Raw genomic sequence first — 12,160 nt, forward strand, 5'->3', positions numbered from 1 at the left:
CGGCAGCGGTTCGGGGTCCGTCACGTCGAGGATCGCGCTGTCGAGGCGGCCGCTCGCGAGCGCCGCGAGCAGCGCCGCCGAATCCAGCTGCGGGCCGCGCCCGACCTGCACCAGCGATGCACCGGCCGGCAGCGCGTCGAACACGCGCGCGCCGAGCAGGCCGCGCGTGCTGTCGGTGAGCGGCAGCAGGCAGATCAGGATGTCGGTGCGGGCGAGGAACGCGTCGAGCGCCGCATCGCCCGCGTAGCAGTCGACGCCGTCGAGCGTGCGCGGCGTGCGGCTCCAGCCGGCGCACGGGAAACCGAAGCGCCGCAGCGTGTCGAGCACGGCCTGGCCGAGCGTGCCGAGCCCGAGCACGCCGACGCGCCGCGATGCGGCCGCGCGCACGGGATGCTCGCGCCACACCTGGTCGCGCTGCTGCGCCGCATAGTCGAACAGGTCGCGATGAATCGTCAGCACGGCCTGCGTCACGTATTCGACCATCCCTTCGACGATGCCCGGCTCGATCATCCGCACGACGGGGATGTGCGAAGGCACGCGCGACAGGTCGAACTGGTCGATGCCGGCGCCGACCGAGAACACGACCTCGAGATTCGGCAGCAGCGCGACCGGATCGTCCGGCGGCTGCCATGCGGCGAGATAGCGGACGGCTGCGGCGTCGCCGAGGTCCGGCCAGATCCGGAACGGCAGATCGGGCGCCTGTTGCGCGAAGCGCGCCGCCCACTGCGCGCCCCGCACCGGGTCGGCCTTGTAGAGAAAGCTCATCGTGCGCGCCCCCTCAACCGAGCGCCTGGTTCACGATCGCGAACGGGCGCAGCGCCGGGTCGCGGGCCGGCTGCGTGCCGCGCGCCATCGCGACGACGGTGTCGACGCGCGGCAGCCCGAGCCCCTGCAGCCAGTCGGACAGCCCGCTGTCGCCCGGCACGTCCAGCCGCACGAACATGCCCTCGTGCAGCGCGAGCCAGTGGCTGATCAGCGCCTGAGCGCGCAGCGCATCGGGCGCGACCACCGGGCCGATCACGTGGCCGCGGCCGAAGCGGCGGAACAGCGCGAAGCCGAGCAGCTCGCCGTCGCGATCGAGCGCGATGCCGTTCGCGACGTCGAGCAGCGCGTCGATCACCGCGCCGCGCTCGTAGCCGGCCGCGCGCGATGCGAGCGCGGCGAGGCGCGGCCCGTCGTTGGTGCCGAGCGGGCGCAGCCGCTCGCCGGGCGGCAGCGAGATCAGCGGCGGCTGGAACGCGGCGCCCTGGTGCTGATCGACCGTGCCGATCGCTGCGAAGCCGAACTTCGCGTAGAGCGGTTCGCCGGACGGCGTCGCATGCAAAAACACGGTCCGCTCACCGAGGCTGTCGACCACGCGGGTCATCAGCTCGCGGCCGATGCCGCAGCCCTGGCGCTCGGGCGACACGATCACCATGCCGAGGGACGCATGCGCGTCGTCGAAGCGCCAGCCGAGCGCGGTGCCGACGACGCCGGATTCATCCTCGGCGACGAAGCCGCCGCCGAGCTGGAACGCGAAGCGCCAGTCGTCGATGCGGTGCGGCCACTTGACGGCTTCCGACAGACGATGCGCAGCGGGCAGGTCCGTTTCGGTGAACGGGCGATAGGTAAGCGTGCGGGAAGGATTGAGGTCGGACACGCCGGACTCCGGATGGGTGGAAATGACAGGTCGACTCTGCCAGCGCGGGTGCGGCGCGGATAGGACGATTCGCCTGTTTTCGAGGTGCGGCGGCCGCTCGCGCACGATCGATGCAAACCCGCATGATCGGCGCGCACGAACGCGCGGATCGTGCCGGCGCGGCCGGCCAATCCGGCCACTCCTGCTGTGGGAATGCCTCTACGATGCATGCACGGCGGCGCTGCCGCCTGCCGAAGGGCCGCACCGGCAGGCGCGCCCGCCGCGGTGGCGCGGCGCTCATTGGCCGGCGCCGCGGCGCCACGCCCGATCGCACCGCAGATCGTGCTGCATGCGCCAGGCAACACGCGGCGATTCTGCGTTTTGAGCGGCGCCGAACGATGCGCGAACGACTTTTTGCCCTGATTCAATTTCGTTGAACCCAGCCCATCCCCGGCCCTGCCGGGGCTTCACACCGACAGGACCCGACCATGATCCAGTTTGAACCGAAGTACATCACCTTCGACTGCTACGGCACGCTGACCCATTTCCGGATGGCCGAGACGGCGCGCGAAATCTACGCGGACCGGCTGTCGCCGGCCACGATGGAGGCCTTCGTGCGCGCGTTCGCCGCCTATCGGCTCGACGAGGTGCTCGGCGCGTGGAAGCCGTACCGCGACGTCGTCGTCAACTCGGTCCGCCGCACCTGTGCGCGACTCGGCGTGACGTTCGACGAAGCCGAGGCCGAGCTTTTCTATCATGCGGTGCCGACCTGGGGCCCGCATCCGGACGTGCCGGCCGGGCTGTCGCGGCTGGCGTCGAAGTACAAGCTCGTGATCCTGTCGAACGCGATGGACGAGCAGATCATGAGCAACGTCGACAAGCTCGGCGCGCCGTTCCATGCGGTGTTCACCGCGCAGCAGGCGCAATCGTACAAGCCGCGGATGCAGGGCTTCGAATACATGTTCGACAAGCTCGGCTGCAAGCCCGAGGACGTGCTGCACGTATCGTCGAGCCTGCGCTACGACCTGATGACGGCCGAGGATCTGGGGATCAAGCACAAGGCGTTCGTGAACCGCGGCCACGAGCCGGGCACGCCGTTCTACAACTATTACGAAGTGTCGGACATCGGCCAGCTCGCGACGCAGCTGGGGCTGTAAGCCGGTTCGTCGATCGCCATGACGTGACGGGACGCGGCCGCGAGGCCGCCGGGGCCCGTCGCGTCGCGTCCCGGCGCGCGTTCGATCAGCGCACGGAGCGAGGGTAATTACCGATATTGAATCGTTCAAGGCCGGGCTGCCCAGGCCGATATATGTACCGAACGGTTAATATTGCGAGGCCCCCGCATGAAGTTGTCCACCAAACTGCTGATGCTCGTCGTCGCGGCGCTGCTCGGTATCGTCCTGCTCGCCGCGTTGTCGCTGCACACGCTGCGCGACGCGCTGATCGACAGCCGCCGCGAAGAGATCGTCATTCTGCTGACCAAGGCCGAGCACCTGGTCGATTCGTATCGCGCGATGCAGACGAGCGGCACGCTCACGCAGGAGCAGGCGCAGCAGCAGGCCAAGGCCGCGCTGGCGGCGCTCAACGCGAATTCGAAGAGCTACTTCTGGGTCACGACGTCCGACGGCGTCAACCTCGTCCATCCGAACGCGAAGTTCATCGGCACGCGCGCGAAGGGCAACCGCACGACCAGCGGCATGACCGACAGCGAGGCGTACCGCGCGGGCATGGCGCAGGCGCATTTCGCGCTCGTCGACGTGCTGATCAAGCGCAGCCCCGACGCGGACCTCGAGCCGAAGCTGCAGGGCGTGGTCGCGATTCCGGACTGGGACTGGTGGATCGGCACGGGATTCTTCTACGATGACATCAATGCGGCGTTTACCCGGCTCGCGACGGTGCTGGGCGTCGTCACGCTCGTCATTGCCGCGGCGCTCGCGGCGATTGCATGGGGTGTGCTGCGCAGCGTCAGGCGCACGCTGGGCGGCGAGCCCGCGCAGGCGGCGCAGATCGCGGCCCGCATCGCCGCCGGCGAACTGGACGTGCAGTTCGATACGGCGCATGCCGCGCCCGGCAGCCTGCTCGTCGCGCTGGGCGACATGAAGGCGCGGCTGACCGACACCATCGCCGAAATCCAGACCACGACCCACTCGATCGCCACCGGCACCGGCGAGATCGCGCAAGGCAACCTGGATCTGTCGCAGCGCACGGAGCAGCAGGCCGCGTCGCTGCAGGAGACGGCCGCCAGCATGGAGCAGATGACGTCCACGGTCAAACAGAACGCCGACAACGCACGCCAGGCGAATGCGCTCGTGACCCAGGCGAAGGATGCGACCGAACTGGGCGGCGCCGCCGTGCAGGCGGTCGTCGAAACGATGCGGCAGATCTCGGATGGATCGGTGCGGATCGCCGACATTACCGTCGTCATCGAAAGCATCGCATTCCAGACCAACATCCTGGCGCTCAACGCCGCGGTGGAAGCCGCGCGGGCCGGCGAGGAGGGGCGCGGGTTCGCCGTCGTCGCATCGGAAGTCCGCTCGCTCGCGCAACGCAGCGCCGCGGCCGCGAAGGACATCAAGGGATTGATCGACGCGTCGGTCGAGCGGGCCGGCAGCGGCAGCCGGCTCGTCGAGACGGCCGGTGAGCGCATGACGGAGATCGTCCGGTCGATCGACCGGGTGGCCGACATCATGGGCGAGATTTCGGCGGCATCGGTCGAGCAAAGCACCGGTATCGAACAGATCGGGCTGGCGGTCGCGCAAATGGACGAAGTCACCCAGCAGAACGCCGCGCTCGTCGAGCAGGCGGCCGCCGCCGCATCGTCGCTGGACGAGCAGGCGGCGCGCCTGCGGGCCGCCGTGTCGGTATTCCGGCTCGCTGCGTGACGGCTTCGTGCCGCTCGCTGGCAGCCGGCGCATCATTCAACCTCCTTCACGCCGAGCCGGCGCACGCCCGGCGTGCGCGCCGGGATGCCGGTGACGGACGCGTCGCCGCACGGGGTCACCACGGTTCCTGACGGCTGCACGGCTCGCGTGCGCCCGCTCCCCGGGCAGTCCCGTCCTCTTCCCGCCTTATCGCCAAGCCGCTCCTATCGAGCGGCATTCTTCTGAACTTTCATCCGCGGCGTGCCGTCGCCGACGCCCGTGCATGCGGCGATCTGCCGCAGCGCGCCGCGCGTTTCAGCCGTCGTCGGCATGCAAGCCCCCATTCGATACAAACGTGCGGTTTGCGCGAGCCAAACGCGCGCCGGATGCCGAACGGGCAATTTTGTCGACGCAATCTGCGGCGGCTGCGGCCTTACGATTTCCTGCATCGACACGGGTTCGGCAGCCGCCGCGACACACCGCCGGGCACACGGCGACACGGATGCGCATGCAGCAATTCATGCTGCGCGGGCGGCTCAAAACGGTCGATTCGTATCGTGCGGGCCGCCCGAATCGCGACAAACCGCATTTTGGCGATGCTTAAATGAATTGCATGTGTACGACGTCGCGTCCGCCACCAGCAAGCGGACGCAGCGGGATTGAACAACCACGCTGGACCCTTGGACCCACTTTCCACAGTCAGGAGCAGTTCGGATGAGCGACGATATCGACAACGGCGGCAAGGGCGGCTTCACGCGCCGCGACATGATGAAGGTCATGGCGGCGGGCGGCATGATGGCCGCCGGCGCCGGCGGACTGCTGATGACCCCCGACTCCGCCTTCGCCGCGCCCGCGCCGAAGCGCGGCGGCAAGATCAGGGTCGCGAACGAAGCCGGCTCGACGGCCGATACGCTCGACCCGGCCAAGGGTTCGACGGGCGCGGACTATACCCGCTTCTTCATGTTCTACAGCGGCCTCACGCAGCTCGATGCGAGCCTGACGCCGCAGATGAACCTCGCCGAGTCGCTGCAGACGACCGATGCGAAGACCTGGATCATCAAGCTGCGCAAGGGCGTCACGTTCCACGACGGCAAGCCGGTCGGCCCGGCCGACGTGGTGTATTCGCTGATGCGCCACAAGAACCCGGCCACCGCATCGAAGGTCAAGCCGCTCGCCGAACAGTTCGCGGAGGCGAAGGCGACCGGCCCCGACGAAGTCACGTTGACGCTCGCCAGCGCGAACGCGGACCTGCCGGTGATCCTCGCGACGCCGCAGCTCGTGATCGTCAAGGACGGCACGACCGACTTCAGCACCGGCATCGGCTGCGGCCCGTACAAGCTCAAGTCGTTCAAGCCGGGCGTGTCGACCGTCGGCGTGCGCAACGACAGCTACTTCAAGCCGGGCAAGCCGTATCTCGACGAGATCGAGCTGATCGGCATCAGCGACAGCGCCGCGCGCCTGAACGCGCTGCTGTCGGGCGACGTGCACCTGATCAACGCGATCGATCCGCGCTCGACGCAGCGGGTCTCGTCGACGCCCGGCTACGCGCTGAAGGAAACCAAGTCGGGCCTCTACACCGACCTGATCATGCGCAGCGACAACCCGATCGTCGCGAACCCCGATTTCGTCGAAGGGATGAAGTACCTGTTCGATCGCGAACAGCTTCGCACGGCGGTGTTCCGCGGCTACTCGGTGATCGGCAACGACCAGCCGATTCCGCCGGGGCATCGTTACTTCAACGCGTCGCTGCCGCAGCGTGCGCACGATCCGGACAAGGCGAAGTTCCTGCTCCAGAAGGCCGGGGCGCTCGGCGCCACGCTGCCGCCGATCTATGCGACGTCCGACGCGAACGGGTCGATCGAAATGGCCGTGCTGCTGCAGCAGGCCGGCCAGAAGATCGGGCTGAACCTGCAGGTCAACCGCGCGTCGCCCGACGGCTACTGGTCGAACCACTGGATGAAGCACCCGCTCACGTTCGGCAACATCAACCCGCGCTCGAGCGCCGACGTGCTGTTCACGCAGTTCTTCAAGTCGGATGCACCGTGGAACGAATCGGGCTGGAAGAACGCGAAGTTCGACCAGCTGCTGCTCGCCGCGCGCTCGGAAACCGATGACGCGAAGCGCAAGCAGATGTACGGCGACATGCAGGTGATCGTGTCGCAGCAGGGCCGGGTCGGCATTCCGGCGTTCATCAGCTTCCTCGACGGGTACGACAAGCGGCTCGCGGGCCTCGGTTCGATCCCGACCGGCGGGATGATGGGCTTCATGTTCGCCGAGAACGTGTGGTGGAACGCATGACGTTGTGGTTGGCCGCCGCCGCGCGGCCGGTGCGGACCCCCGCGCCGGCCACGCGCGGTTTTTTCGGGAGTGTCGCTCCATGAACCGAATTCTCATCGGGCTGATCGGCCGGCGCATCGCGGTCACCGCGCTGACGCTGCTGATCGTGTCCGCGATCATCTTCACGATCACGAACCTGCTGCCGGGCGACGCCGCGCAGGCCGCGCTCGGCCAGTCCGCGACGCCGGAGACGGTCGCCGCGCTGCGCCAGCAGTTCGGTCTCGACATGCCGGCGCACGTGCGCTACCTGCACTGGCTCGCCGGGCTGCTGCACGGCGACTTCGGCCGGTCGTTTTCCGGCGACATGCCGGTGTCGGAGCTGATCGGCGGGCGCCTGCCGAAGTCGCTCGCGCTGGCGGCGATCACGACCGCCGTGTCGGTGCCGATCGCGCTGCTGCTCGGCATCCTCGCGGCGGTCAAGCGCGAGTCGGTGGTCGACCGCGTGATCAGCCTCGGCACGCTGTCGCTCGTCGCGACGCCGGAATTCCTGATCGCGACGGTCGCCGTGCTCGTGTTCGCGGTGAAGCTGCACTGGCTGTCCGCGCTGTCGTACAGCGGCCCGATCGAAAGCCTGCACGATTTCCTGCGTGCGTATGCGATGCCGGTGCTGACGCTGTGCGCGGTCGTGATCGCGCAGATGGCGCGGATGACGCGCGCCGCGGTGATCGAGCAATTGAGCGCGTCGTACGTCGAGATGGCCACGTTGAAGGGCGCGAGCCCCGCGCGCGTCGTGCTACGCCATGCGTTGCCCAACGCGATCGGCCCGATCGCCAACGCGATCGCGCTGAGCCTGTCGTATCTGCTCGGCGGCGTGATCGTCGTCGAGACGATCTTCAACTATCCGGGCCTCGCGAGCCTGATGGTCGATGCCGTCAGCAATCGCGATTTCCCGTTGGTCCAGGCGTGCACGCTGATCTTCTGCGTCGCTTACCTGACGCTCGTGCTGTTCGCCGACCTGTGCTCGATCGTGTCGAACCCGCGACTGCGCACCTGAGTGTTTCGTCTTTCTTCCGAGATGCCGCCCATGCAACCGATCGAACCCGTACAACGCAGCAGCGCGCTGCCGCCCTCCGGCGACCCGCCCCTGGGGCGGGGCAGCATGCCGCCTGCCGCCCCGGCCCCCGACCAGCCGCGCAAGCGCCGCGGCGCGCGCATCGCGTTGACGACCGGCGGCCGCGTCGGCCTGTCGATGGTCGGCCTGATGCTGTTCGTCGCGGTGTTCGCACCGCTGATCGCGCCGCATGACGTCGGCGCGATCGTCACGCCGGACGTGTTCGCGCCGTTCAGCGCGAAGCTGCCGTTCGGCTCCGACTTCCTGGGCCGCGACATGCTGAGCCGAATCCTGTACGGCGCGCGGCTGACCGTGCTGCTCGCGCTGGCCGCGGTGCTGCTCGCCGCGGTGACCGGCACGACGCTCGGGCTGCTCGCGACCGTGTCGGGCCGCGCGGTCGACGAGACGATGAGCCGGCTGCTCGATGCGCTCACGTCGATTCCGTCGAAGATGTTCGCGCTGATGCTCGTCGCCGCGTTCGGCTCGTCGCTGCCGCTGCTGGTGCTCACCGCCGCGATCAGCTACATGCCCGGCTCGTACCGGATCGCGCGCGCGCTGGCGGTCAACATCAGCACGCTCGAATTCGTGCAGGTGGCCAGGGCGCGCGGCGAAAGCGCGCTGTACATCGCGTGCGTCGAGATGCTGCCGAACATGATCCACCCAATGCTGGCGGATACCGGGCTGCGCTTCACGTTCGTCGTGCTGCTGCTGAGCGGCCTGAGCTTTCTCGGGCTCGGCGTGCAGCCGCCGTATGCGGACCTCGGTTCGCTCGTGCGCGAGAACATCGCGAGCCTCGGCGACGGCTCGGCCGTCGCGATCATTCCCGCGGTCGCGATCGCGATCCTGACGGTGGGCGTCAACCTGATGATCGACGGCCTGCCGCATCGCGGCCGCCGCAAGGGCGCGGCCGGCGCCGCCGGAGGACACTGATGCGACACGAATCGAACCCGCTCGTCGAGGTGCGCGGGCTGCGCGTGGTCGGCGGCCGGCCGGGCGGCGAGGAAACGACGATCGTCCACGGCGTCGACTTCGACATCGGGCGCGGCGAGGTGCTCGCGCTGATCGGCGAATCGGGCTCCGGCAAGACGACGATCGCGTTGTCGCTGATGGGCCATGCGCGTACCGGATGCCGGATCGCCGGCGGCTCGGTGAAGCTCGACGGCACCGACGTGTGCACGCTTTCGGCTGCGGCGCTGACCGCGCTGCGCGGCCGCAAGGTCGCGTATATCGCGCAGAGCGCCGCCGCCGCGTTCAACCCGTCGCGCACGATTCTCGACCAGGTGATCGAGGCCGCGCTGATCCACAAGACGATGACGAAGCGCGACGCGCAGGCGAAGGCGATCGAGCTGTTTCGCGCGCTCGCGCTGCCGGAGCCGGAGACGATCGGCAAGCGCTATCCGCACCAGGTATCGGGCGGTCAACTGCAGCGGCTGATGGCCGCGATGGCGCTGATCACCGATCCGGAGCTGGTGATTCTCGACGAGCCGACCACCGCGCTCGACGTGACCACGCAGATCGACGTGCTGCAGGCGTTCAAGAGCGTGATCCAGCGCTACGGGATGAGTGCGGTGTACGTGTCGCACGACCTGGCCGTGGTCGCGCAGATGGCCGACCGGATCGTCGTGCTGAGCGACGGCGTGATCCGCGAGGCGGGCGCGACCGAACAGATCCTGCATGCGCCGGCGCACCCGTACACGCAGAGCCTGATCGCGGCGGTCACGCCGAACGATGCCGAACGCGACACGCAAGCGCAGGCACGCGAGCCGGCCGCGCCGGCGCCGCTGCTCGACGTGCGCGGCGCGATCGCCGGCTACGGCGGCCGCGCCGCGAACGGCTGGCCCGCGAAAGTGATCCTGCATGAAGTCGACCTGCGCATCGGGCGCGGGCAGACGGTCGGCGTGATCGGCGAATCGGGCTCCGGCAAGACGACGCTCGCGAAGGTGATCGCGGGCCTCGTGCCGGCGACCGGCGGCGCGATCCTGCTCGACGGCGAGCCGCTCGCGCGCGATATCGGCAAACGGACGAAGGAGCAGCATCGCCGCGTGCAGATCGTGTTCCAGAACGCCGATACCGCGCTCAACCCGGTGCATACCGTCGAGCGCACGCTCGCGCGGCCGCTGGCGTTCTATCACGGGATCAAGGGCGCGCGTGCACGCCAGCGCGTCGCGGAACTGCTCGAGCTCGTGCGGCTGCCGCCGGCGGTGGCGTCGCGGCGTACCGGCGAACTGTCGGGCGGGCAGAAGCAGCGCGTGAACCTCGCGCGCGCGCTCGCGGCCGAGCCCGACCTGATCCTGTGCGACGAGGTCACGTCGGCGCTCGACACCGTCGTCGGCGCCGCGATCATCGAGCTGCTGCGCGACCTGCAGGCGAAGCTCGGCGTGTCGTACGTGTTCATCACGCACGACATCGCGAAGGTGCGCGCGATCAGCGACGACATCGTCGTGCTGTATGCGGGCCGCCGCGTGGAGACGGGCAGTCGCGACGCGCTGTGCGCGCCGCCTTATCACCCGTATTCGCACTTGCTGGTGTCGTCCGCGCCGGAACTGCGCGCGGGCTGGCTCGACGATGCGGCCGAGCGTTGCCACCGGCCGCTGGTGCCGATCGGCGAGCGCGAGCACGAGGACGAGCTGTGTCCGTTCCTGTCGCGCTGCGCGATGCGGGTGGACGGCGTGTGCAACCGGACGGCCCCGTCGCTGCGCACGCTCGGCAACGGCGCGCAGGTGCTGTGCCATCGCAGCGAGGAGGATCTCGCGAGTTTCCAGGCGGAGCCGGTGCCGGCCGGCGTCACGCCGGTGCAACCGTAGTGCGTGGCGCGCGAACCGTTCATCGCGCGGTGCGGTGAACGGGCCGCCGCATAGTCTGCTGCGGCGGTCGCGCAAAACGGCGATTTGTACGCGTGCCGCGCGCGAATACGCGGCAACTGCGGTTTTTGACGGTGATTAAATGATTCTCATTGAACGGTCGCCGATCGTCGTTGCAGGCATGCAAAAGAAGGATCCGATGAAACTGGAATCGTACTGGCTGGATACCCGCCCCGCGTTTCGCGACGGCAGCGTTGGGCCCGTCGAGGGGCGGGCCGATGTGGTCGTGATCGGTGGCGGTTTCACCGGCTTGTCGGCGGCGCTCGCGCTCGCGCAGCGCGGCGTCTCGGTGGTCGTGCTCGAAGCCGCGCAAGTCGCCGGCGAAGCGTCCGGCCGCAACGGCGGCCAGTGCAATACGGGCGTCGCGCAGGACTACGCGTCGCTGGCCGCGCGCATCGGCGCCGAGCCCGCGAAGCAGTTCTATCGCGCCTACGAAAGCGCGGTGAAGAGCGTCGAGACGATCGTGACCGAACAGGCGATCGATTGCGATTTCCGGCGGGCGGGCAAGCTGAAGCTCGCCGCGAAACCGCAGCATTTCGCGGGGCTCGAAAAGACCTTCGACGCGTTGCGGCGCGACGTCGATCCCGATATCGAACTGATCGAGCCGTCGCGAATCCGCGATGAAATCGCGTCCGACGGTTTCTACGGCGGGCTCCTGCAGCGCAACGGCGCGCAGATGCACATGGGCAAGTTCGGCGTCGGCCTCGCGCAAGCGGCCGTGCGGGCCGGCGCACGTGTGTACGAGCACGCGGCCGTCACGCAGCTCGACCGGCTCGACGGCGAGCGCCACCGAATTACCTGCGCCCGCGGCACGATCGTCGCCGACCGCGTGCTGGTCGCGACCGGTGCGTCGCAGCACGGGCCGTTCGCGTGGTTCCGGCGACGCATCGCGCCGGTCGGCAGCTTCATCGTCGTGACCGAGCCGCTGCCCGACGCGCAGTTGAACCGGCTGTTTCCGCATCGCCGTGCGTACGTGACGTCGCGCCAGATCGGCAACTACTTCCGCGTGACGCCCGACAACCGGCTGCTGTTCGGCGGACGCGCGCGTTTCGCGATGTCGAGCCCGCGCTCCGATGCGAAGAGCGGCGACATCCTGCGCGCCGGCATGGCCGGCTATTTCCCCGAGCTGGCCAACGTGCGCCTCGACTACTGCTGGGGCGGGCTGGTCGACATCACCGCCGACCGGCTGCCGCGCGCGGGCCAGCACGACGGACTCTATTACTCGATGGGCTACAGCGGCCACGGCGTGCAGATGTCGGTGCACATGGGCCGCGTGATGGCCGACGTGCTGTATGGCGCGGCCGCGTCGAACCCGTGGCGCGAGCTCGAATGGCCGGCGATACCGGGCCATTTCGGACACGCGTGGTTCCTGCCGCTCGTCGGCGCGTATTACCGGATGCAGGATTTCCTGCATTGAAGCGAGCGCGGGGAG

General features: G+C 68.9%; 10 protein-coding genes. 7 read left to right on the plus strand and 3 right to left on the minus strand.

The window, feature by feature from the left end:
* Together JMF86_RS31880 and JMF86_RS31885 are read right to left on the minus strand one after the other, a co-directional pair.
* A partial coding sequence (locus JMF86_RS31880; protein WP_201317273.1) for a glyoxylate/hydroxypyruvate reductase A occupies positions 1-765 on the minus strand: 765 nt, incomplete at its 3' end.
* Positions 766-778: 13 nt separating this feature from the next.
* Entirely contained in the window at positions 779-1,639 is an 861-nt protein-coding gene (locus tag JMF86_RS31885) for a GNAT family N-acetyltransferase (protein WP_011549843.1), read from the minus strand.
* 467 nt (positions 1,640-2,106) lie between these two features.
* On the opposite strand from JMF86_RS31885, the gene JMF86_RS31890 reads away from it, so the two are divergent.
* The gene (locus tag JMF86_RS31890; RefSeq protein WP_011549842.1) at positions 2,107-2,775 is read left to right on the plus strand and encodes a haloacid dehalogenase type II; all 669 of its coding nucleotides are present in this window, start codon (positions 2,107-2,109) and stop codon (positions 2,773-2,775) included.
* Positions 2,776-2,961: 186 nt separating this feature from the next.
* Positions 2,962-4,500: a methyl-accepting chemotaxis protein gene (locus JMF86_RS31895; protein WP_011549841.1), complete on the plus strand. Its 1,539-nt coding sequence runs from the start codon at positions 2,962-2,964 to the stop codon at positions 4,498-4,500.
* A 203-nt stretch (positions 4,501-4,703) separates the two neighbouring features.
* Here the strand turns inward: JMF86_RS31895 and JMF86_RS31900 are convergent, their stop codons facing one another.
* Entirely contained in the window at positions 4,704-4,928 is a 225-nt protein-coding gene (locus tag JMF86_RS31900) for a hypothetical protein (RefSeq protein ID WP_127479536.1), read from the minus strand.
* A 265-nt stretch (positions 4,929-5,193) separates the two neighbouring features.
* On the opposite strand from JMF86_RS31900, the gene JMF86_RS31905 reads away from it, so the two are divergent.
* The 5 genes from JMF86_RS31905 (at position 5,194) to JMF86_RS31925 (ending at position 12,145) form a co-directional block, all read left to right on the plus strand.
* A complete protein-coding gene (locus tag JMF86_RS31905; protein ID WP_011549839.1) occupies positions 5,194-6,777 on the plus strand; it encodes an ABC transporter substrate-binding protein in 1,584 nt (527 codons plus the stop codon).
* Positions 6,778-6,856: 79 nt separating this feature from the next.
* A complete protein-coding gene (locus JMF86_RS31910; protein ID WP_011549838.1) occupies positions 6,857-7,810 on the plus strand; it encodes an ABC transporter permease in 954 nt (317 codons plus the stop codon).
* 30 nt (positions 7,811-7,840) lie between these two features.
* Positions 7,841-8,797, plus strand: coding sequence for an ABC transporter permease (locus JMF86_RS31915; RefSeq protein ID WP_027806332.1), 957 nt, complete (start codon positions 7,841-7,843; stop codon positions 8,795-8,797).
* Entirely contained in the window at positions 8,797-10,671 is a 1,875-nt protein-coding gene (locus JMF86_RS31920; protein ID WP_011695039.1) for an ABC transporter ATP-binding protein, read from the plus strand. Before JMF86_RS31915 ends, JMF86_RS31920 begins: the two co-directional genes overlap by 1 nt.
* Positions 10,672-10,810: 139 nt before the next feature.
* Positions 10,811-12,145, plus strand: a complete 1,335-nt coding sequence (locus tag JMF86_RS31925; protein WP_011695038.1) for an FAD-binding oxidoreductase — start codon at positions 10,811-10,813, stop codon at positions 12,143-12,145.
* The last annotated feature ends 15 nt before the right edge of the window (positions 12,146-12,160 follow it).

Origin of the sequence: Burkholderia sp. E168m15, from assembly GCF_016586105.1 — a bacterium.
Taxonomy (GTDB): domain Bacteria; phylum Pseudomonadota; class Gammaproteobacteria; order Burkholderiales; family Burkholderiaceae; genus Burkholderia; species Burkholderia orbicola.

What these genes read in the sequence shown, in the direction of transcription:
- JMF86_RS31895 (WP_011549841.1), top strand. Translation starts at nt 2,962, where the DNA reads ATGAAGTTGTCCACCAAACTGCTGATGCTCGTCGTCGCGGCGCTGCTC.
- JMF86_RS31915 (WP_027806332.1), top strand. Translation starts at nt 7,841, where the DNA reads ATGCAACCGATCGAACCCGTACAACGCAGCAGCGCGCTGCCGCCCTCC.
- JMF86_RS31900 (WP_127479536.1), bottom strand. Translation starts at nt 4,928, where the DNA reads ATGCAGGAAATCGTAAGGCCGCAGCCGCCGCAGATTGCGTCGACAAAA.
- JMF86_RS31920 (WP_011695039.1), top strand. Translation starts at nt 8,797, where the DNA reads ATGCGACACGAATCGAACCCGCTCGTCGAGGTGCGCGGGCTGCGCGTG.
- JMF86_RS31905 (WP_011549839.1), top strand. Translation starts at nt 5,194, where the DNA reads ATGAGCGACGATATCGACAACGGCGGCAAGGGCGGCTTCACGCGCCGC.
- JMF86_RS31925 (WP_011695038.1), top strand. Translation starts at nt 10,811, where the DNA reads ATGATTCTCATTGAACGGTCGCCGATCGTCGTTGCAGGCATGCAAAAG.
- JMF86_RS31890 (WP_011549842.1), top strand. Translation starts at nt 2,107, where the DNA reads ATGATCCAGTTTGAACCGAAGTACATCACCTTCGACTGCTACGGCACG.
- JMF86_RS31910 (WP_011549838.1), top strand. Translation starts at nt 6,857, where the DNA reads ATGAACCGAATTCTCATCGGGCTGATCGGCCGGCGCATCGCGGTCACC.